Genomic DNA, 21,432 nt, shown 5'->3' with positions numbered 1-21,432 from the left:
GCCGGGGCGTCCCGTGGCGCCTTCCACCGGGGTCGCCCCGCGGCGCTCTGGCCATCTGACGGCCGTCCCCCTAATCTGACGCGACGCCAGATACGGGAGGTGCCGCCATGCCGTTACAGGGCAAGACCATCGTCGTCTCCGGGGTGGGGCCAGGGCTGGGAGCCCGGGTGGTCGCCGCATGCGTCCGGGACGGCGCCCGGGTGGTGATGGGGGCGCGGACCGAGGAGCGGCTGCCGAAGGTGGCGGACGAGGTCGATCCGGGCGGGGAGCGCACCGCCTGGCGGACCACCGACATCGCGGACGAGGCGCAGTGCGAGGCCCTCGCCGCGCTCGCCCTCGACCGCTTCGGACGGATCGACGCCGTGGTCCATGTGGCCGCGCTGGACAGCCATTTCGGCGGGCTGGAGGACGCCGACTTCGGGTCCTGGGCCCAGGTGGTGGACATCAATCTGTTCGGGACGCTCCGGATGACCCGCGCCTGTCTGCCCGCGCTCAAACGGAACGGCGGCTCGGTGGTGCTGATCGGCACCCAGTCGTCCTCCGCCGCCCCCACCAAGGTGCGTCAGACCGCGTATGCCGCCTCCAAGGGCGCGCTGACCTCGACCATGTACGCGCTCGCGCGCGAGCTGGGGCCGCACCGGATTCGCGTCAACACCGTCCAGCCGGGCTGGATGTGGGGGCCGCCGGTGCGGGCGTATGTGGCCTTCACCGCACAGGCCGAAGGCGTGAGCGAGGCCGAGGTGCTGACCCGGCTCACGGACGGAATGGCCCTGCCCGAGCTGGCGACGGACGGCGATGTGGCGGAGGCCGCGGCGTTCCTGGCCTCCAACCGGGCCCGGGCGATCACCGGGCAGTCGCTGCTGGTGAACGCCGGTGAACTGATGCGTTAGCGCGACTCCTGTCCGGCCCTTTCGGGATCCCGCTCCCGTATTGACCCATCGATAGGTGGGCATGCGTCTGACGGCGTCTCACGAAGTGCCCGCTCATCGTGGGTTCACCGGTATGCGGCAGACAACGCCCCGTCAGGTCAAGAAAGAGTAAATTGGTTCTGCTTCCTGATTTGCGTTCACACTCGTGACCCTTAGAACCCTTGACCGGTTACCCGAACGAGCGGTTCAATCCCGGAAGTACCCCGCTCCCGCTCGGGGGAACCGCCCATGACGAACGTCGCGGCGAAGTGCGCACCCGTTCATATGGCGGACCCTGGGAGGGGACATGAACAGTCTCGACTGGGCTGTACTGATCGGATACTTCGGTGTCATGGTCGCCATCGGCCTCTGGTCCCACAAGCGTGTGGACAATGTCAGCGACTTCTTCACCGCCGGCGGCAAGATGCCCTGGTGGCTGTCCGGGATCTCGCACCACATGTCCGGCTACAGCGCGGTGATGTTCACCGGATACGCGGCGATCGCCTATCAATACGGCATCACCTCCTATGTCACCTGGTCCTTCCCGATCGCCATCGGCATCGCGATCGGCGCGAACCTCTTCGCACCGCGCCTCAACCGGGTGCGCAGCAAACTGCGTGTGGCCTCGCCGCTCGAATATCTGAAGAACCGCTACAACCTCCCCACCCAGCAGGCGCTGGCCTGGTCCGGGGTGCTGTTGAAGATCGTCGACGTGGGCGCCAAATGGGCGGCCATCGCGACCCTGCTGTCCGTCTTCACCGGTGTCTCGCTCAACCAGGGCATCCTGATCACGGGCGCGGTCACCGCCATCTACTGCACGGTCGGCGGGCTGTGGGCCGACGCGCTCACCGAACTCGGCCAGTTCATCATCCAGTTCGTGGCGGGCATCGCGATGCTGATCGCGGTGCTCCATGAGCTGGACGGCTTCTCCACCCTGTGGAGCGTCTGGGACGACCTCCCCGACAGCCACCACCAGCCGACCGTCGGCCCGTACACCCTGATCTTCCTGCTCGCCTACCTCTTCATCAAGACGTTCGAGTACAACGGCGGCATGTGGAACCAGGCACAGCGCTACATGGCGACCGACAGCGCCCACTCCGCCAAGCGCTCGGCCCGGCTCTCGGCCATTTTGTGGTTCGTCTGGCCGCTGGTGCTGTTCTTCCCCATGTGGGTCGCGCCGCTGATCATCAAGACGGACAAGCCCGACAACTCCTACGCCGAGATGGCCGAGCACCTGCTGCCGCACGGTCTGCTGGGCCTGGTGATCGTCGGCTTCTTCTCGCACACCATGGCGATGTGCTCCTCGGACGCCAACGCGATCGCGGCGGTGGTGACCCGGGACATCATGCCCGCCGTCTTCAAGTCCGTACGGGAATGGTCCACCCGCACCGGGCTGCTCGCGGCCCGCTACACCACACTGCTCTTCCTCGCCCTGTCGATGGCCATCGCCACCCAGGTCAACTCGGACTTCTTCGGCGACATCATCAGCGTCGTGATCAAGTGGGTCGCCGGGCTGATGGGGCCGATCGCGATCCCGCTGATGCTGGGCATGCTGCGCGCCTTCCGCAAGTCGGGCCCGACGGCGGCGCTGATCAGCTGGGCCATGGGGCTGATCGCCTTCTACCTGGTCAACTACCCGATCAACGACGCGATCGACGGAGGCGTGAACCTGGAGTACCAGATCTCCATCCCGCTCGCGGTCTCGCTCGTGCTCTTCATCGTCATCGGCTACATCAAGCCGGAGGACACCCCGGAGCGCGATGCCATCCTCGCCTCGCTCAACTCGGATGACGACGGGCCGGGTTCGGCGGGTGCCGCACTGTCGGAGCCGGAGTCCGGCGCGTCCGGCCACAAGTCGGTGGCGAGCGCCACGGACTGACGCCTTCCGCTCTGCGGCCATGGACCGGGCCGCCGGTCACCACCCATCGCGGGGTGACCGGCGGCCCGGTCGCGTCTGGCCACAACTGGGCGAGCGGGTCATAAGCGGAATGCGATGACCAGGCGTCGTTCAGCGAACGTGGCAGTCCAGGCGATCTTTTCTTCACCTGAGGTCCACATCCGGAACGTACTATGGTCGGCCGTCCGCCACCCGCCACCGACCGCACCGCCCGGACCCGGCTCGCCCCGCTCCCACCGAGCCGCCGTCCACCGGGACCTCTGGAGCCCCCGTGACCGCCACCCAGACGATCACCGACTCCCGGATCCACCGGGCCCGTGCCGCCGTACTGCGCCGGCCGGTTCTGTGGGCGGCGGTGTTCTGCCTGCTCTCCTTCACCGGATTCTGGATCGCGCAGCGGGCCGCCCAGGTGTCGATGGTCGATCTGCTGGTCTACCGCGCCGAGGGATGGACCGTACGCGATGCGACGGATCTGTATGACATGCGGGCGACTCAGCACAATCTCCCCAATACCTATCCGCCGTTCGCGGCCCTGCTCTTCACCCCGCTGACCGTGATGGGCACTGGCGTCCTGCGGACCTTCGGGACGGCCCTCAATCTCGTCCTCATGGTCGCCGTGGCCCATCTGTCGCTGCGGCTGGTCGATCCGCCCGCCCGGGTGCCGCGGCCGGCCGCCGTCCTGGCCCTCGCCGCCGCCGGGGTGTGGTGCGAGCCGGTGTGGACGACACTGCGCTACGGGCAGATCAATCTGCTGGTCACGGCGCTGGTGCTAGGGGATCTGACCCGCCGGGCCGGCCACCGCTGGGCGGGGGTCGGGACCGGTATCGCCACCGGGATCAAGCTGACCCCGGGGCTCTTCGTGGTCTTCCTGGGCCTCGCCGGACTGCTCCTCGGCCTCCGGCGGCTGCGGGCGCCCCGGGCGCCCGGGAGGCGGACCGGGCCCGCGGGCGGCCCGCTGTGGCGGGGCTTCGGGAACGACCATCTGCGGCGCGCTGCCGTCGCCGCCGCCGCCTTCGCCCTCACGGTCGGGTTCTCGGCCCTGGCGCTGCCGCATGACTCCCGGCGCTTCTGGACCGAGGTCGTCTTCGCGACCGACCGCCCCGGCGATGTCGAGGGCGCGGGCAACCAGAACCTCAAGGGCGCCCTCGCCCGGCTGCTGCACACCCCCGACCCGGGCATGTGGTGGCTCACGGCGGCCGTACTGGTCGGCTGTGCGGGCCTGGCCACGGCGGTCGCCGCCCAGCTGACCGACGACGGCCGACTTCCGAACGCCCGCGCCTGGGCCGCCCTGACCTGCGCCGTGACCGCCCTCATGGTCAGCCCGGTCTCCTGGTCGCACCACTGGGTGTGGGCCGTCCCGATGGTCCTGCTGCTCGCGGTGGAGGCGGTGCGGCGGCGTACGGCGGGCTGGACGGCCTGGACGGTGGTGACCGGGCTGCTGTTCTGCTCCTTCATGGTCTGGTACGCGCCCCACAGCCGGCCGACCCGGGTGGAGCTCCACCAGAACCCCGCCCAGATGCTGCTCACCGCCGTCTATCCGCTGCTCGGCCTCGCCTTCCTGGGCGTGGCCGCGTATCTGACCGTGCGCGCCGTAAGGCGTCCATGGCGCCCATGGCGTCCATGGGAGGGGAACGGGCCCGTACAGCGGCAGATGGCCACCGCCGGTGCGGGTGCGCGGTGGCGGCCGGAGCGGACTCACCCGCGTGGGTGAGCGGACCTACGCGCGCGGGTAGCGGGTGAGCCAGGCCGGGGAGGAGCTGCCCGGGCCGTGGAGGGCCGGGCCCTGGGTCATCTCCATGGCGAAGTCGTCGGCCAGCTCCAGGATCGTGCCGCGCCCCTCGACCTCCGCCAGCCAGGCGGGCGGCAGCGCGGTCTCGCCGTGCAGCGCGCCCAGCAGATTGCCGCAGACGGCCGCCGTGGAGTCGCTGTCCCCGCCGTGGTTGACCGCGAGCAGCAGCCCATGGCGGACGTCCTCGGCGACCAGGGCGCAGTACAGCCCCATCGCCAGGGCCTCCTCACCGGTCCAGCCCTCGCCCAGGGACGCCACCCGCTCGGAGGTCGGCAGGCCCTGCCGTACGGCGCCGAGAGCGCGCCGCAGCGCGTTGGTGGTCTCCTCGTGGCCGGGGCGGGTGGCCAGATGGGCGAGGGCGCGCTGGACGGCTCCGTCCAGCGCCTCGCCGCGTGCCAGGCCGTGCACGATGAGGGCGAAGGCGCCCGCGGAGAGATAGCCGGTGGGGTGGCCGTGGGTCTGGGCCGCGCATTCGATGGCCAGTTGGAAGACCAGCTGCGGCTCCCAGCCCACCAGCAGGCCGAAGGGCGCCGAGCGCATCACGGCGCCGCACCCCTTGGAGTCGGGGTTCTTGGGCGCCTCCAGGGTGCCCATGGTCTCGTCGGCGAGCGCGGTGATACAGGCCCGCCCCGGGGAGCGCTGGGCGTACAGCCACTCCTCGCGGGCCAGCCAGCCGGCGTCCTTACGGCGCTCATCGGGGCCCCAGTCGCGCTGGGTGGAGTACCAGCGGCGGTGTGCGGAGTGGATGTCGGTCGGCGGATGCCAGGCCCCGGTGTCGCGGCGCACCTGCGCCCGTATCAGTCCGTCCACCGTGAACAGCGTCATCTGGGTGTCGTCGGTGACCCGTCCACGGCCGCCATAGGCGGGCAGGAAGTCCGTCACACCCTCGGGTCCGTGCGCCTCCCTGATCTCTTCCAGCGAGGCGAACTCGACGGCCGCCCCCAGCGCGTCCCCGATGGCGCCGCCGAGCAGGCAGCCGCGCACCCGGCTGCGGAAGTCCTGCTGTTCGGCGCGGCCCCATACGCCGGTCGCTGCGCTGGCGGTTGCGGTCACGACCTTTGCCTCTCTTCTTCGTTGATTCTTCGTTGCGTGAATGGCCCTGGACTGTCTTTGAACTGTAATGGACATCGAATGATCGCCTCTTGGCCGCCGCGGTTTGTGAAGGCGTCATCACGGAGAAGACGACGGACGGCCGCATTCCGAGAATTGCGAATTCCCTCACCGAATGTCGTCTCCGCACCCCGAATGTCGTCTCCGCGCCGAATCCTTATCGAGCACTGTCCGGGCCGGGGCCCAGGGCCGTGCGGAGCTCGGCGAGCGGGGCCCGGAGGGCGGTGAGGAGCGCGCCGTCCGCCCCGGGACACTGTGCGAGGTCATCGAGGGCTCGTACGCTCTCGTCGGCGATCTCCCAGTACGGCCGGGTGACGGAGAGCTCCGCCACGAAGCGCTGTGCCCCGGCCCCGTCCCCGAGGGCGGCTCTGCTGACGATCGGTGCGGCCACCCGGGCCTGTGGATCCCACTGGCCGCCGTGCTCCTCCAGGAGCGCCTCGAAGGCGGTCCACCGCTCCCGCGCCTGGGGGAGACCGGCGCTGAGGCTCACCAGCAGCGCGTGCTCGAAGGCGATGTCGAGGTCCTTGTCGTCCAGGGCCGCCGCCCGTTCGATGTCCGCGGCTGCCTCGGCGTACCGGCCCGCCCCGCGGTGGCATCTGGCTCTGCCCTCCAGCGCGAGCAGGTCGTCGGGGTCGAGCCCGAGCGCCCGGTCCAGGTCGGCGAGGGCGGCCGCCTCGTCGCCCAGGCGCAGCCGCAGGGCGCCCCGGACCGCCGGTGCCCAGGGGTCGTCGGAGTCGGCGGCCACGGCGGTGTCGAAGTCCGCCAGGGCCTCGGCGAGGCGGCCGGTGTGCTCATACGTCTGTCCTCGCCGGACCAGCGCGAAGACATACGAGGGCGCCAGCTCGACGGCCCGGCCGAAGTCCTCCAGCGCCTCCGGGAAGCGGTCCGTCATCCGGTACGACTCACCGCGCTCGGCCAGCACCGCCTGATCGTCCGGGTGGGACGCGAGATAGCTGTCGGCCGCGCTGATCGCCTCCTCGTAGCGGTCCAGGTTGCGCAGCGCGTGGATACGGCTGAACCCGGCGTTCTCGGAGCCGAGTTCGATGGACCGCTCGGCGTCCGCGAGGGCCTCCTCGTACCGCCCGAGCATCCGGTAGGCCGTGGCACGCTCCGCGTGGGCCCAGGCCCATTCCGGCCTGATCTCCAGCGCCCGGGTGAAATCCGCCAGCGCGCTGTCGTAGTCCCGGACGGCGGAGTGGACCAGGCCGCGGGTGGACACGGTCCACGCGCTCGCGTCGTTCAGCTCGAGGGAGCGGGTGAGGTCGGCCAGGGCGTCCTCGAACCGCCCCAGAAGGCTGTTCACCTCGCCGCGCTGGGACAGCACCCAGGCGAAGTCGGGATCGAGTTCGAGGGCGCGGTCGAGGCTTTCCCGCGCCTGCTCGTACCGCTTCATGCCGAGGTAGGCGTATCCGCGGGCGGCGTGGGCGCGGTCGCTGCCGGCGTCCAGCTCCAGCGCCCGCTCCGCGTCCGCCAGCGCCTCCTCCAGCTCCTCCATGTCCGCCCGGGCCATGCCGCGGAGCGCGAAGGCCACGGCCGAGGCCCGCTCGTCCTGCTCGACCTCGCCGATCAGGAGCGTCATCGTCGTCGCCATGTCGCTCAGCGTGGACTCCGCCAGGAAGCGTTCGCCCCACGCCCGTACGGACTCCACTCCGCTGTCGCGGCCCGCCTCCAGCAGCGTCCGCATCCAGCGGCGCTCCCAGGACGTCGCCGTATGGTTCAGGTAGTCGCACAGATACGCGCGCAGCTCCCCGCGCAGCGCTTCCTCCGGGGTCGCGCACAGCCGGTGGTACGCCTCCTCCAGCCGGCAGTCCAGCCACCGCTCGTGCTCCCACTTCTCGTCGCCCCGCAGCGTCTCCTCGATCTGCCGCTGCCACCGCGCGAACGCCTCGGCCAGCCGCAGGTGGCGGGCGCGCCACGCCTGCGGGGACCGGTTGCGCTGGAGCCGCAGCATGGCCGTGCGGACGACGTCGTGGTAGTGGCAGCGGCCGGAACCGTCGTTGACGAACGGCAGCGAGCGCAGCCAGCCGTAGAGCTCGGCCGCCCCGTCCTCCACCGTGGCCGCGAAGACGTCCTCGTCCAGCCGCCGGGGCAGGGCCGCGGCCAGCGCGACCGAGCGGTGGGTCTCGTCGCTCACCCACTTCAGGAAGCGCTCGACGGCGGTGCCGGAGGGGTCGCCCACGGCCTCGGGGGTCGTGGGCCGCGCCTCGGCCAGCATGGACACCAGCACCGGCAGCCCTCCGGTGAGCCGGAGGACGACCTCGATCACCTGCTCGTCGACCACGCCCTTGGCCGTCAGGAGCTGCCGGGCCTCCGCCTCCGTGAAGGGCACCAGGGGGAGTTCGGCGACGAGGTCGGCGTAGTCGGCCCAGCAGCGCGGGGCGAGCGTGCCCTGTCCGGCCAGCGTCACGACCGCGTTGGCCGGGAGCGAGCCGTAGCGGCCCTCGAACATCACATCGCGCAGCCACAGATCGAGCAGCGGCCCGGTGCGCTCATAGGTGTCGAAGAACCACGCCATCCAGGGCACGGAGGCGGCCGCCTCGCCCACGTCCTTCAGGAACGCGGGGGTGAGAGCCTCCAGGGGCGAGATCACCAGGTCCACGTCGTCATGGCTGCGGAAGCGGGCGCTGAGCTTGGCCCGCGCGCGGTCGGCCGCCTGTGCGACCCGGTCCGGCTCCGCCGCCCCGGCGAACGCCCCGACGCCCGGCACCAGGCCCAGCCCGATCAGCCCGGCACGAGCGGCGAAGGCGCTCGACGCGGAGGGCTGGGGGCCGACGGTCGCGTCCTCCTGCGGCGCGGGCTGCTGGGCCGCCGAATCGGCCTCGTGGCGCCGCTGCCGGTAGGTGGCCAGCAGCTTGTCGAAGGACTTCAGCGGATGGCCCTGCTCGGCGAACTGGGCGCTGATGGCCGCCATCACCTCGGGGACGCTGTGCACCGACTCGTCCACGGCGGCGGTGAGCGCCCGGTGCTCCCGCGCGGTGTTCTCCAGCTGCCGCAGGAGCGTCGTCTTGCCCACCCCGGCGTCACCGCGCACATGGAACAGGAAGTGGTGCGAGGCGTCCTCGGGCGGCACGGCGAAGTTCTCCCGGAACGCGGCCAGCTCCTGCCGCCGCCCCACGAACCGGCGCCGCTGCCGGATCAGCTCCCGAATCGTCGGACGCTCCGCTGCCATGGGTGCCCCTCCCCGTCTTTCCCATGGCAGCGTATCCACGCGGCGCGCCCTCGAACCGCGAGCCGGGCTCAGTCCTCCAGCACCGGGAGCAGCTCCGGCAGATGGCCGTCCGAGGCGAGGGCGGCGGCCCGGCGCTCCTCGGGGACGGTGCCGTAGGTGGTGGTGCGGGGGCGGGCGGGGCGGCCGGCCAGTTCGGCGATGCCCACCAGGTCCTGGATGGAGCGGTAGGAGCCGTAGGAGGAGCCCGCCATGCGGGAGATGGTCTCCTCCATGAGGGTGCCGCCCAGGTCGTTGGCGCCGGAGCGGAGCATCTCGGCTGCGCCCTCCGTGCCCAGCTTCACCCAGCTGGTCTGGATGTTGGGGATATGCGGGTGGAGCAGGATCCTCGCCATGGCCGTCACCGCGCGGTTGTCGCGGCTGGTGGGGCCGGGGCGGGCGATACCGGCGAGGTAGACGGGGGCGTTGGTGTGGATGAAGGGGAGGGTGACGAATTCGGTGAAGCCGCCCGTCTCCTGCTGGATCCCGGCGAGCAGCCGCAGATGGGCCAGCCAGTGGCGGGGCTGGTCCACATGGCCGTACATCATCGTGGAGGAGGAGCGGATGCCCAGCTCATGCGCCGTTTTGACGACCTCGATCCAGGTGGCCGTCGGCAGCTTGCCCTTGGTGAGGACCCAGCGGACCTCGTCGTCCAGGATCTCGGCGGCCGTGCCGGGGATGCTGTCCAGGCCCGCCTCGCGCGCCGCCGTGAGCCATTCGCGGATGGACATCCCGGTGCGGGTCGCGCCGTTGACGACCTCCATCGGGGAGAAGGCGTGGACATGCATTCCGGGCACGCGCTCCTTGACGGCGCGTGCGATGTCGAAGTACGCGGTGCCGGGCAGATCGGGGTGGATGCCGCCCTGCATGCAGACCTCCACCGCGCCCACCTCCCACGCCTGCTGGGCGCGGTCCGCGACCTGGTCCAGGGAGAGGGTGTAGGCGTCGGCGTCCGTACGGCGCTGGGCGAAGGCGCAGAAGCGGCAGCCGGTGTAGCAGACATTGGTGAAGTTGATGTTCCGGGTGACGATATAGGTGACGTCGTCCCCGACCGTCGCCCGGCGCAGATCGTCGGCGATGCGACACAGGGCGTCGAGCGCCGGGCCCTCGGCGTGCAGCAGGGCCAGCGCCTCGGGGTCGGTCAGCCGGGTCGGGTCGTCGGCGGCCCGCGACAGCGCGGCCTTGACGTCGGCGTCGATACGGGACGGGACCATCCCGGGGACGGCGGCCTCGCGCAGCGCCTCCCAGTCGCCGTAGACCTCGTCGAAGTCCTCACGGCGGTCACCGGTGCGGCCCTCGGTGTCGATGGTGCGGTGCAGATCGGTGCGGCCGGAGGCGCTGAACGCCTCGTCAGGCTCCTGCCAGGGCAGCCCGGTGGGGATCGCGTCCTCGCGGGCCAGGCCGGTCCCGGGGTCGGCGAGCGCGGTCACATGCGGCAGCAGCCGGGGGTCCAGCCAGGGCTCGCCGCGCTGGATGTACTCGGGGTAGACCGCGAGCCGTTCGCGCAGCCGGAAGCCGGCGGCGGCGGAGCGCTCGGCCAGCTCGTCCACCTGGGGCCAGGGGCGCTCGGGGTTGACATGGTCCGGGGTGAGCGGGGAGACGCCGCCCCAGTCGTCGATACCGGCGCCGATGAGCTGCTCGTACTCCGCGTCGACCAGGTTGGGCGGGGCCTGGACGCAGGCGGTCGGGCCCAGGATGTGGCGGGCGACGGCCACGGTGGCGACCAGGTCGTCCAGCTCCGCGTCCGGCATCCCCCGCATGGCGGTGTCCGGTTTGGCGCGGAAGTTCTGGACGATGACCTCCTGGATGCCGTGGTACGAGCGGGAGACGCGGCGCAGCGCGAACAGCGACTCCGCCCGCTCCTCATACGTCTCGCCGATCCCGATCAGCAGCCCGCTGGTGAACGGGACGGAGCTGCGCCCAGCGTCTTCCAGCACGCGCAGCCGCACCGCGGGCTCCTTGTCGGGCGAGCCGTAGTGGGGGCCGCCGGGCTCGCTCCACAGCCGCTCGGCCGTGGTCTCCAGCATCATGCCCATGGAGGGGGCGACCGGCTTGAGCCGCTGGAAGTCGGTCCAGGTCAGGACGCCGGGGTTGAGGTGGGGCAGCAGCCCGGTCTCCTCCAGGATCCGGATCGCCATGGCCCGTACGTACGCGATGGTGTCGTCGTAGCCCTCGGCCTCCAGCCATGCGCGCGCCTCGGGCCAGCGGTCCTCGGGGCGGTCGCCGAGGGTGATCAGCGCTTCCTTGCAGCCCATTTCGGCGCCGCGGCGGGCGATGGCGAGGACTTCGTCGGGCGACATGAACATCCCATGGCCCGCGCGGCGCAGCTTGCCGGGGACGGTCGCGAAGGTGCAGTAGTGACACTTGTCCCGGCACAGCCGGGTGAGCGGGATGAAGACGCTGCGCGAGTAGGTGATGACCCCGGGGCGGCCGGCCGCCTCCAGGCCCGCGTCGCGGACCCGGGCGGCGGAGGCCATCAGCTCTTCGAGGTCGTCACCGCGCGCCTGGAGCAGCACCGCCGCCTCGGCGGTGTCCAGCGCCACGCCGTCGCGGGCGCGCTTGAGCGCACGGCGCATCGCGTTCGCTGTGGGGGCGGCGGAGCCAGTCGGGGCAGCCGGTTCGTTTCCCTGCGCGCTCGTGGTCATCCTCCGAGGATACGAGCGGTGCGGGACACCGCCAGACGGCCCGGGCCTGCGGTTTTGTGGGTCTGATCACGGCGGCCGCGGGCCGTGGGCGGGAATACGGCGCGGTGAAATGTGCGGGCTACCCGCAGGGGGCGCCGACGGCCGTTGTCCGGGCGGGACTTGGCGGGGCGCGGACCGCCGCGCGACGCCGACCGGACCCGGGGGCGGAGCCGCGCGTTTCCTCGCCGCCATGGAGTTATCCACAGGGCTTTCCGCGCGTGTCACCCACGCGTACAACGGTGTCACGCGGGTGTCGGACGGCACTCTCGACTCTGGGGGGGCACCTCATGCAGCGACGCGATGTACTCAGGCTCTCCGCGCTTGCGGGCGCGGCAGGCGTGCTGACGCTCGATCCCATGACCTTCGACCAGGCCGACGCGGCGGGCACGGCCGGCGGCCCCGAGCAGACGAAAACCCTCAGCGGCCATCTGCCCACCGGCGCGCCGGACTTCGTCTACGTGCCGGTGGAGGTTCCGCGCGGGGTGCGCGAGATCGCCGTGTCGTATACGTACGACAGACCGACCGTCCCGGCCGGCACGCAGGGCAACGCATGCGACATCGGCATCTTCGACGAGCGCGGCACCGAGCTGGGCGGGCGCGGCTTCCGCGGCTGGTCCGGCGGGGCCCGTACGGAGTTCACCATCAGCGCCGAGGAGGCGACGCCCGGCTATCTGGCGGGGCCGGTGAAGGCGGGCACCTGGCATGTGGTCCTGGGGCCGTACACGGTCGCCCCCCAGGGCCTGGACTACAAGGTCACCGTCACACTGCGGTACGGCGCGCCCGGCACCACCCCCAAGCAGGGGGCACCTCCCGGACGGAGTCTGGGGGCGTACCCACCGCAGCGGGCGAAGGGCCGGGGCCGCGCCTGGTACCGGGGCGACTCGCATCTGCACACCGTGCACTCCGACGGCAAGCGCACCCCGGCCGAGCTGGTCGCCGCCGCCCGCGCCGCGGGGCTGGACTTCATCACCACCACCGAGCACAACACCACCTCGGCGCATCGCGCGTTCGAGGGTCTGTGGGGCGATGACCTGCTGATCCTCACCGGTGAGGAGATCACCACACGCAATGGTCATGTGGTGGCCCTCGGCACCGACCCCGGCGTCTTCATCGACTGGCGCTACCGCGCCCGGGACAACCGCTTCGGCCAGTTCGCCCGCAAGGTCCGGCAGGCCGGCGGCCTGGTGATCCCGGCCCATCCGCACGGCACCTGTGTCGGCTGCAACTGGAAGTTCGGCTTCAACGAGGCCGACGCCGTCGAGGTGTGGAACGCGGACTTCACCCCGGACGACGAGATCACCATCTCCGAGTGGGACAACACCCTGGTCGCCGCCGCCCGCGGCGACGGCCGCTGGCTGCCCGCCGTCGGCCACAGCGACGCCCACCGCGAGCCCGATGTCGTGGGCCTGCCGCAGACGGTGGTGCTCGCCGACGACCTCTCCCGCACCGCCCTCCAGGACGGCATCCGGGCCGGCCGCAGCTGGATCGCCGAGTCCTCGAAGATCGACCTCACCTTCGAGGCGGTCGGCGGCCGCGGCAGGCACGCCGGTATCGGCGAGCGTCTGAAGGTGGGCTCCGCGGAGGAGGTGACGGTCCGCCTGAAGGTCTCCGGCGTGGGGCCGGGCTGCTCGGTGCGGATCATCACCGACCAGGGCCAGCTGTACGGCACCGCGGTCCCCGACTCCGGCGAGAGCTCGGCCGAGTGGAAGACGACCCCCTCCTACGCGGCGTATGTGCGCGCCGAGGTGCGCCACGCCCCGGCGGACGGCGGCGCGTCGGGCATACCGGGCCCGATGGCGGCGATGACGAACCCGATCTGGCTCGGCGAGCGCTGACGGCTTCCCGGCCGGGCGGCGCGGCGGGCGGCGTCAGAGGCGGCAGCTGATCTCCATACCGTCCTCGATGGGGAAGCTGACGTTCTGGTAGCCGTTCGCCGGGTCGCGGACATAGTCGAGGTACGGCCGCATGGGGCCCTCGAACTGGTCGATGTCGTCGGCCACCACGAGGGCGCCCGGCCGCAGCCTCGGTTCGAGCATCCGCAGCACCGGCAGGCACAGGTCCTTCCAGCCGTCGAGCAGCACCAGCTCCAGGGGGCCCTCGAGGTCGGCGAGGGTCTCCCGGGCGTCCCCCTCCAGCACGGTGATCAGGTCGTCAAGACCGGTCTCGGCGAAGGTGCCGCGGGCCGCGGCGATCTTCTCCTTGCTCAGCTCCGTGGTGATGACGCGCCCGGTGCCGTTGTCCCGCACGGCGGCGGCCAGATGGAGCGTGGAGATCCCGTAGGACATGCCGAACTCGACCACGGTGGCCGGGCGGATGGCGCGCACCAGGTTGTAGAGCAGCTTTCCGCCGTCGGCGGAGATCGGCATATAGATCCCGGCCGCGGCGTCGGCGAGCTCCTGCGGGGCCATCGATTCCAGCGCACCGGGCGGCAGCTGCGCCTGGGCGGTCTCGTCCTGCGCGGACAGTTCGAACATCCGGCCGATGGCGGCCTCGACCCGGGGGTCGGCAAGGGTGTGAGTGTGTGTCATGGACGTTAGAGTAGACGCTACGTTGCGTCTCGTCTAGCGAATACGGAGGGCGCTACCGGACCGCCTCCCCGGTCCAGATGCGGGGTCCCTGTCCGGTCAGCCGATGCGCCGCGCCGCGCGGACCCGGCGGCCGCCGTCGACCACCAGGTCCGCGCCGGTGATCCAGGACGCCTCGGCCGAGACCAGCCAGCGGACCGCGTGCGCCACGTCCTCCGGTTCGCCGATACGGGCCATCGGGAGCGTCGCGGCGATCTCGCGCTCGTCCGGCTCCCAGACGAAGCGGGCCATCTCGGTGCGGACCAGGCCAGGGGAGACGGCGTTGACCCGGACGGACGGAGCCAGTTCGGCGGCGAGCTGGCGGGTGAGGCGCAGCAGGGCGGTCTTCGCGGTGCCGTAGGCGCCGATCCCCGGGCCCACGCCGTCCGTGCCCTCGGTGCAGATGTTGACGACCGCGCCGCCGTGGTCGCGCATCCAGGCCCGCCAGGCCGCCTGGGTCAGCCGCAGCGGGGCCTCCACATTGACCGTGAACGCCGAGCGCCAGGCGAGCGGGTCCACGGTCATCAGCGGGCCGAGCGGGGCGTTGGTGGCGGCGTTGTTGACCAGGATGTCGAGGCGGCCGAACTCGGCCAGGGCGCGGGCCACCGCCGCCTCCGGATGGGCCGGGTCCGCCACGTCCCCCGGGCAGCCGATGGCGCGCGGACCGAGGCGGCGTACGGCATCCGCCAGCCCCTTCGGGTCCCGCGCCGTGACACACACCGCCGCGCCGTCCGCCGTCAGCGCCTCCGCCACGGCGAGCCCGATCCCGCGCGAGGCGCCCGTGATCAGCGCGGCCCGGCCGCTGAGGGAGCCGGGGCCACCGCCGGGCCCGGCACCGGGCCCGCCACCCGGATCAGGCCCATCGCCCGCGTCAGGCCCGCCGCCCGCACCAGGCCCACCGCCCGCGTCAGACCCGCCCCCCGTCGTCACCGCCGTCTCAGCCCCTCGTGCTCACCGTCTCCGTGTCACGGCCCGACCGCAGTACCCGCCCCGGCACCGCGCCGGTGATCTCGTCGTCCCGGATGGTCTCGGTGCCGCCCACCCGGACGCTCACGATGCCCATGGCCCGAGAGTCCAGCCGGGGGCTGTCGCCGGGCAGGTCGTGGACCAGCCGCGCCTGGCCCGCGTCGATCCGCTCGGGGTCGAAGAGGACGAGGTCGGCGTGGTAGCCCTCGGCGATCCGGCCGCGTTCACGCAGCCCGAGCAGGCGCGCCGGATCGTCCGTCAGCATCCGTACCGCGCGCTCCAGGCCGACCAGCTTCCGTCCGCGCAGACAGTCGCCGATGAAGCGGGTGGTGTACGGGGCGCCACACATCCGGTCCAGATGGGCCCCGGCGTCGGAGCCGCCGAGCATGACGTCCTCGTGCTCCCAGGTCCGGCGCCGCAGCTCCCAGCTGGCCGGGTCGTTGTCGGTCGGCATGGGCCACAGCACCGTACGCATCTGGTCGGCGGCACAGATCTCCACCAGGCAGTGGAAGGCGTCCTGTCCGCGCTCGGCTGCGATGTCCTGGACGACGCGCCCGGTCAGCCCGGCGTTGGCCGCGCTATAGGTGTCGCCGATGACGTATCGCCCGAAGTGGGTGAGCCGCCGGAAGACCCCGGCCTCGGGGCTGTTGGCGCGGCGCAGCATCTCCTCCCGTACGGCCGGGTCCCGGAGTTTCGCGATCCGGTCCGGGATGGGCAGTCCGAGGACGTCGCCCCAGCCCGGGATGAGGTTCAGCGCGCAGAAGGTGCCGAGCGACATGTTCATCGGGGTGAGGATCGGCATGGTGAGCGCCACGATCCTGCCGCCCGCCGCACGGGCGCGTTCGCTGGCCTGGAGCTGGCGCGGCACCCGTTCGGGGACGGCCGCGTCGATGGTCAGGACGTTCCAGTTGAGCGGGCGGCCGGCGGCCGCGCTCATCTCCACCAGCAGATCGATCTCCGCGTCGGCGAACTGGTCCAGACAGCCCGCCACGATGGCCTCGATCTGGGTGCCCTCGTGTTCCCCGACGGCCCGGGAGAGCGCCAGGAGTTCCCCGGGCTCCGCATGCCGGGAGGCGACCGGCTGTCCGTCCCCGTCGGAGTGGGTCGAGGACTGGGTGGTGGACAGCCCCCACGCCCCCGCGTCCATCGCCTCGTGGAAGAGCCGCAGCATCTCCTCCAGCTGCGCGGGCGTGGGCTGTCCGCCGATCGCGTCCTCGCCCATCACATGGCGGCGCAGCGCGCAGTGCCCCACCATGAAGCCCGCATTGACGGCGGTCCGGCCCTCCAGCGCGTCCAGGTACTCGCCGAAGCCGTGCCAGTTCCAGGGCGCGCCCCGCTCCAGCGCCACCAGCGACATGCCCTCGACCCGGCTCATCATCCGCCGGGTGTAGTCGGCGTCGCCGGGCCGGTCGGGGTTGAGCGGGGCGAGGGTGAAACCGCAGTTGCCGCCGGCCACGGTGGTCACGCCGTGGTTCATGGAGGGGGTGGCGTACGGGTCCCAGAACAGCTGGGCGTCGTAGTGGGTGTGCGGGTCGACGAACCCCGGCGCGAGGACGAGTCCGGTGGCGTCCTCGGCGGACCGCGCCGGTTCGGTTACGGTCCCGGGCTCGGCGATGGCCACGATCCGGCCGTCCCGGATGCCGACGTCGGCGACGTACGAGGGCGCGCCGGTGCCGTCCGCCACGGTGGCGCCCTTGATCAGGTGGTCGAGCACGGGTGGGTCCCTTCTCGCGGCTGCGGCTACGGGGTCTCGGCGTGGCGGAAGCGGGTCGTACGGTGCACCGGATCGGTGTCGATCTTCGGGATGATGTGTTCGCCGATGAGCTTGATCGTGTTCATGGTGTCCTCGTAGCCGATCCCGATCGGCAGCCCGAACGACAGCTGGTCGGCCCCGGCCTGCTCCCACCGCTTGCACTGGCGGAAGACCTCGTCCGGGTCGCCGCAGATCATCAGCTCCTCGGCGATGAGGAGTTCGATGATCTCCTCGGTGTACTCCGGCAGCAGCTCGGGCCACTCCGGGATGCCGTCCGGGCGCGGGAAGGTGTCGTGGTAGCGGAAGAGCAGCGACTGGAGGTAGTTGAGCCCGCCGCCGACCGCGATCTCGACGGCCTTGGCATGGGTCTCCGCACAGATCGCGGTCGAGGTGACCATCACGTTGTCGTTGACGAAACCGCCGACCGGCTCGGCCTCCTTGATCGCGTTCTTGTAGGAGTCGAGGACCCACTCCATGTCGGAGACCTTCTGGATGGAGAAACCGAGCACGCCGAGGCCCTTCTTGCCGGCCATCGCGTACGAGGGCGGCGATCCGGCCGCGTACCACATCGCCGGGTGGGCGCCCCCGTACGGCTTGGGCAGCACCTTGCGCGGCGGCAGCGACCAGTGCTTGCCCTTGAAGCCCTGGTACTCGTCCTGGAGCCACATCTTGGGGAACTCGGCGATCGTCTCCTCCCAGATCTCCTTGGTGGCGTTCATGTCGGTCACGCCCGGGAGGAAGCCGAGGATCTCGTGGCTGCCCGCGCCCCGGCCGGAGCCGAACTCGAACCGGCCGCCGGAGAGGTGGTCCAGCATCGCGACCTTCTCGGCGACCTTGACCGGGTGGTTGACCGGTGGCAGCGGGTTGAAGATGCCGGAGCCGAGGTGGATGCGCTCGGTGGCGTGGGCGAGATAGCCGAGGTAGACGTCGTTCGCGGAGAGGTGGGAGTACTCGTCCAGGAAGTGGTGCTCGGAGGCCCATGCGTACTTGAAGCCGGACCGGTCGGCCTGGATGACGTACTCGGTCTCCTCTACAAGCGCGTGGTGCTCGGCCTCGGGGTCGGTTCGGCGTCGGCTTTCGGGGACGTATCCCTGCACAAAGAGTCCGAATTCCATGGAGGTTCACCGCCTCAGACGAGGTCATCTGACGCATCGTCAGATTTTGATTGACTCTGGCACCGCGGACACGGACCGTCAAGGGCCGTGGAAGGCCGCACGGGGCCAGGGGGCTTGCGGGGGCGTTCCGGCGGGTCTTTCCCCCTCCCCGCCCCTTCCCGCACCCAGCGGCTCCGGGGGCGACGAGCCGACCGTCGCCGCCATCAGCTGACCGGCCGGGGTCCGGGCGGAGCCCCACACGCGACGGAGCCGCATAGCGTCAGGTGCCGGGAAGGGGCGGGAGGGGAAAAACCCGCCGCGGGCGGCGCGATCCGCCGGACACTCGCCTAGAAGACCGAGACGCCGGTCAGCCAGCCGCCGTCGACGACGAACGGCTGGCCCGTCACATACGAGGAGTCCTCCGAGGACAGGAAGACCGCCAGCCGCGCCACCTCCTCCGGGCGGCCGATCCGGCCCAGCGGCACCACCTTGCGGTAGAGCTCGTCCACCGCCGCCGACGCCTCTTCGGTGTCGGCGAGCGGGTCGAGATGGGCCGGGTTGGTCATGGGGGTGTCGATCGCGCCCGGGCAGATCGCGTTGACCCGGATGCCCTTGTCCGCGAGCTCCATCGCGGCCACCCGCGTCATCCCCACCACCGCCGCCTTCGTCGCGGCGTACGAGGTGAGGAAGGGCATACCGGACAGGGCGACATACGAGGCGGTGTTCACGATCGTCCCGCCGCCCGCCGCCGCCAGCTCCGGCGCGAGCGTCCGCATCCCCAGGAACGCGCCGACCTGGTTGACCTGGACCACTTCCAGATACTCCGCCAGCGGGGTGTTGACCAGCTCGTTGAAGCGGAGGATCCCGGCGTTGTTGACCAGGCCGTCCACCGAGCCGAAGGCGTCCTTGGCGGCCGCGACGGCGGCGGTCCAGTCGTCCTCGCGGCCCACGTCCAGATGGACGAAGCGGGCCCGCTCCCCCAGCTCCTTGGCCAGCGCCTCGCCCGGCTCGTCCAGGACGTCGCCGAGGACCACGCGCGCGCCCTCCGCCGCGAACAGCCGCGCCTCCTGCTCGCCCTGTCCGCGCGCCGCCCCGGTGATGATGACGACCCGCCCGTCCAGCTTGCCCATTCCGATCTCCTTAGTCATCCCTGGTCACCGAGGTGCGGAGCGACATCGGCGGCGAAGGCCGCCATCTGGTCGGTCAGTTCGATGTGGTCCCGGCAGCGGAACCGCACCTGGATCTGGTCCACCCCCATCGCGGCGTACGCGCGCAGGCTCTCGGCCAGTCGCTCCGGCTCCCCGGTCAGGGTCCGGCGTCCCACGTCCCGGCCGGGCTCGCCCACGTACAGCGGCTCGGTGATCGCGCCGATCTCGGCGGGCTCCTCGATCCCGGCCTCCTCCCGCAGCGCGCGCAGCCGGGCGATCTGGCCGGGCAGCCGGTCCCGTGGATCGCCCTGCGGCAGCCAGCCGTCGCCCCGGACCGCCGCCCGGCGCACCGCAGCCGGCGAGGAGCCGCCGACCCACAGCGGGGGCCGCGGCGTCCGGACGGGGCGCGGAGCCTGCCCCAGACCGCTGAAGGCGAACCGCTCCCCGTGGAAGTCGGGGAACTCCTCCGGTCCCAGCGCCGCCTTCAGCGCGTCGACCGTCTCGTCCAGCAGCGCCCCGCGCCGGGCGAAGTCCACCCCGAGCGCCTCGAACTCCTCCCGGACGTGCCCGGCCCCGACCCCGAGGATCAGCCGGCCGCCGGAGAGGTGGTCCAGCGTCGCGTACTGCTTGGCGGTCAGCAGCGGATGCCGCAGCGCGGCGACGGCCACATGGCTGAGCAGCAGCACCCGCTCGGTGGCCGCGGCGAGCCAGCCGAGGGTCGCCACCGGGTCGTACCAGACGGTGCCCATCGCGGCGGCCAGCCGCCGCGGGATCGCGACATGGTCGCAGACGGCCAGGTAGGCGAAGCCGAGCCGGTCGGCGGCGCGGGCGACCGCGAGCAGCTCGGCCGGGCCCGCCGCCGCCTCCCATGACTCGGCGTAGAGAGTGGACTGCGACTGGATCGGCAACTGCATGCCGTAGTTCAACCGGCCCCGGGGCAGGACGCGCATGCCGGGCCTCCTCGTCGGTGGACCGCCATCGTCGGATCTGACGTCGGCCATGGTGATATCTGACGGTCCATCAGACAAGAGGTGTGGCGACCTCGTCACACCCTGCAACCCCCTGCTAGCGTACGGACGTTCGGACCTCGGGGCCCACGCCCGCCTCCCCGCCCAGGGGCCACCACGGGGGCACGGCGAGGGGCTCACGGAGGGGCACTTGTTGATCGAGACGGTCTTCCGCTGCGAGGATCTGCCCAGAGCGGATCGGTTCGACTTCTGGCGCGAGCAGATGGCACAGCTCATGGCGCCGATGGAGATGACCACCGACCACACCCGTGACTTCCGGGGCGAGGTGCGCATCCTCCAGTTCGGCGCCGCCTCGGTGTGGCCCACGAAGTTCCGTGAGATGAACTTCCGGCGGACGCCCAAGCTCATCCGGCAGTCGGACCCCGAGCTGTACCACTTCTCGTTCATCCAGCAGGGAAACCTCCAGGTCTCCCAGTCCCGCCAGGAATCCGCGCACAGGGCGGAGGGCCTCTACGTCGTCGACACCTCACGGCCCTTCGACTGCGTGGCCTTCGGCGGCCCGCCCGCAGGCGTGGGTCTGGAGATCCCGAAGGCCCTGATCCCGGTCCCCCACGACCGGATCGACCGGCTGCTCGCCCGGCCCATCCCGGTGCGCGAAGGGGTGGGCGCCCTGCTGACCGGGTTCCTCGCCCGGCTCGCCACGGACCGCTCCTTGAGCCCCTCCGACGGGCCGCGCCTGGGGACCGTGCTGATCGACCTGGCGGCGGCGCTGCTGGCCCATGCTGTCGAGGCCGACGACGCGCTGCCGCCCGAGACCCGCCGGCACGCCCTGGCCCTGCGGGTGCAGAGCTTCATCCAGCGGAACCTGTCCGACCCGGAGCTGTCACCGGCCACCATCGCCGCAGCGCACCACATCTCCGTCGGCCATCTGCACCGCCTCTTCCGGGCCCGCGATACCACGGTCTCCGGATGGATCCGGCAGCAGCGGCTGGACCGCGTGCGGCGCGACCTCACCGACCCCGCTCTGCGTACGGTCCCCATCCACGAGCTCGCCGCCCGCTGGGGCTTCGCCCACCCCGCCGTCTTCAGCCGCGCCTTCCGCGCCGCGTACGGCATGCCGCCCAGCGACTACCGCCGGCTGGCACTTGTGTCCTGCGCGCCGGGCGCTACCCCGCGACGCCCGGTGCGCACGGACACTCACACTCGGCCCTCCGCGCCGCCCCAGGCCCCTGTCACGTCATAGGGGTGGGTGACCGGCGTAGGGGGCGGGAGGCCGATATGCCCCCACAGACTGCCGGAGCGCCCGGAGGATGTCATTGACCGTCAGTGACGCCTTTCTTGCTCCT

At 71.7% G+C, this 21,432-nt stretch carries 14 protein-coding genes; 5 read left to right on the top strand and 9 right to left on the bottom strand.

Annotated elements, in window-relative coordinates:
• Positions 1-107: 107 nt before the first annotated feature.
• From NQU54_RS17340 to NQU54_RS17330, 3 genes are all read left to right on the top strand, one after another.
• Complete coding sequence (locus NQU54_RS17340) at positions 108-890, top strand: SDR family oxidoreductase (RefSeq protein WP_257631848.1); 783 nt, start codon at positions 108-110, stop codon at positions 888-890.
• Between the two features lie 325 nt (positions 891-1,215).
• Entirely contained in the window at positions 1,216-2,787 is a 1,572-nt protein-coding gene (locus NQU54_RS17335; RefSeq protein ID WP_257631847.1) for a sodium:solute symporter family protein, read from the top strand.
• Between the two features lie 289 nt (positions 2,788-3,076).
• Positions 3,077-4,516, top strand: coding sequence for a glycosyltransferase 87 family protein (locus NQU54_RS17330; RefSeq protein ID WP_257631846.1), 1,440 nt, complete (start codon positions 3,077-3,079; stop codon positions 4,514-4,516).
• A gap of 6 nt (positions 4,517-4,522) precedes the next feature.
• Here NQU54_RS17330 and NQU54_RS17325 read toward each other — a convergent pair whose 3' ends face one another.
• The 3 genes from NQU54_RS17325 to NQU54_RS17315 form a co-directional block, all read right to left on the bottom strand.
• The gene (locus NQU54_RS17325; RefSeq protein ID WP_257631845.1) at positions 4,523-5,647 is read right to left on the bottom strand and encodes an ADP-ribosylglycohydrolase family protein; all 1,125 of its coding nucleotides are present in this window, start codon (positions 5,645-5,647) and stop codon (positions 4,523-4,525) included.
• A gap of 214 nt (positions 5,648-5,861) precedes the next feature.
• Positions 5,862-8,873: a tetratricopeptide repeat protein gene (locus tag NQU54_RS17320; protein ID WP_257631844.1), complete on the bottom strand. Its 3,012-nt coding sequence runs from the start codon at positions 8,871-8,873 to the stop codon at positions 5,862-5,864.
• A gap of 68 nt (positions 8,874-8,941) precedes the next feature.
• Entirely contained in the window at positions 8,942-11,554 is a 2,613-nt protein-coding gene (locus tag NQU54_RS17315; RefSeq protein ID WP_257631843.1) for a bifunctional FO biosynthesis protein CofGH, read from the bottom strand.
• Between the two features lie 326 nt (positions 11,555-11,880).
• On the opposite strand from NQU54_RS17315, the gene NQU54_RS17310 reads away from it, so the two are divergent.
• A complete protein-coding gene (locus tag NQU54_RS17310; protein ID WP_257631842.1) occupies positions 11,881-13,428 on the top strand; it encodes a CehA/McbA family metallohydrolase in 1,548 nt (515 codons plus the stop codon).
• A 33-nt stretch (positions 13,429-13,461) separates the two neighbouring features.
• Here NQU54_RS17310 and NQU54_RS17305 read toward each other — a convergent pair whose 3' ends face one another.
• From NQU54_RS17305 to NQU54_RS17280, 6 genes are all read right to left on the bottom strand, one after another.
• Entirely contained in the window at positions 13,462-14,121 is a 660-nt protein-coding gene (locus NQU54_RS17305; protein WP_257631841.1) for an O-methyltransferase, read from the bottom strand.
• Between the two features lie 96 nt (positions 14,122-14,217).
• A complete protein-coding gene (locus tag NQU54_RS17300) occupies positions 14,218-15,087 on the bottom strand; it encodes an SDR family oxidoreductase (RefSeq protein WP_308408492.1) in 870 nt (289 codons plus the stop codon).
• Between the two features lie 7 nt (positions 15,088-15,094).
• Positions 15,095-16,837, bottom strand: a complete 1,743-nt coding sequence (locus NQU54_RS17295; RefSeq protein WP_093700728.1) for an N-acyl-D-amino-acid deacylase family protein — start codon at positions 16,835-16,837, stop codon at positions 15,095-15,097.
• A 26-nt stretch (positions 16,838-16,863) separates the two neighbouring features.
• Positions 16,864-17,991: an LLM class flavin-dependent oxidoreductase gene (locus NQU54_RS17290; protein WP_099014611.1), complete on the bottom strand. Its 1,128-nt coding sequence runs from the start codon at positions 17,989-17,991 to the stop codon at positions 16,864-16,866.
• 326 nt (positions 17,992-18,317) lie between these two features.
• Positions 18,318-19,100, bottom strand: coding sequence for an SDR family NAD(P)-dependent oxidoreductase (locus tag NQU54_RS17285; protein ID WP_167502808.1), 783 nt, complete (start codon positions 19,098-19,100; stop codon positions 18,318-18,320).
• A gap of 14 nt (positions 19,101-19,114) precedes the next feature.
• Positions 19,115-20,068 carry a TIGR03619 family F420-dependent LLM class oxidoreductase gene (locus tag NQU54_RS17280; RefSeq protein WP_069865029.1) on the bottom strand — a complete coding sequence of 318 codons (954 nt, stop codon included), beginning with the start codon at positions 20,066-20,068 and terminating at the stop codon, positions 19,115-19,117.
• 208 nt (positions 20,069-20,276) lie between these two features.
• On the opposite strand from NQU54_RS17280, the gene NQU54_RS17275 reads away from it, so the two are divergent.
• Positions 20,277-21,329 carry a helix-turn-helix domain-containing protein gene (locus NQU54_RS17275; RefSeq protein ID WP_257631840.1) on the top strand — a complete coding sequence of 351 codons (1,053 nt, stop codon included), beginning with the start codon at positions 20,277-20,279 and terminating at the stop codon, positions 21,327-21,329.
• Positions 21,330-21,432 lie beyond the last annotated feature (103 nt).

The sequence above is a fragment of the Streptomyces malaysiensis subsp. samsunensis genome, assembly GCF_024519315.1.
Lineage (GTDB): Bacteria > Actinomycetota > Actinomycetes > Streptomycetales > Streptomycetaceae > Streptomyces > Streptomyces malaysiensis.
The sequence above is the reverse complement of the archived record's forward strand: the minus strand, read 5'-3'. Positions and strand labels throughout refer to the sequence as shown.

Bases quoted from the DNA above. Each gene is read 5' to 3' on its own strand.
- NQU54_RS17290 (WP_099014611.1), bottom strand. From the start codon at position 17,991: ATGGAATTCGGACTCTTTGTGCAGGGATACGTCCCCGAAAGCCGACGC.
- NQU54_RS17320 (WP_257631844.1), bottom strand. From the start codon at position 8,873: ATGGCAGCGGAGCGTCCGACGATTCGGGAGCTGATCCGGCAGCGGCGC.
- NQU54_RS17335 (WP_257631847.1), top strand. From the start codon at position 1,216: ATGAACAGTCTCGACTGGGCTGTACTGATCGGATACTTCGGTGTCATG.
- NQU54_RS17285 (WP_167502808.1), bottom strand. From the start codon at position 19,100: ATGGGCAAGCTGGACGGGCGGGTCGTCATCATCACCGGGGCGGCGCGC.
- NQU54_RS17315 (WP_257631843.1), bottom strand. From the start codon at position 11,554: ATGACCACGAGCGCGCAGGGAAACGAACCGGCTGCCCCGACTGGCTCC.
- NQU54_RS17340 (WP_257631848.1), top strand. From the start codon at position 108: ATGCCGTTACAGGGCAAGACCATCGTCGTCTCCGGGGTGGGGCCAGGG.
- NQU54_RS17305 (WP_257631841.1), bottom strand. From the start codon at position 14,121: ATGACACACACTCACACCCTTGCCGACCCCCGGGTCGAGGCCGCCATC.
- NQU54_RS17310 (WP_257631842.1), top strand. From the start codon at position 11,881: ATGCAGCGACGCGATGTACTCAGGCTCTCCGCGCTTGCGGGCGCGGCA.
- NQU54_RS17280 (WP_069865029.1), bottom strand. From the start codon at position 20,068: ATGCGCGTCCTGCCCCGGGGCCGGTTGAACTACGGCATGCAGTTGCCG.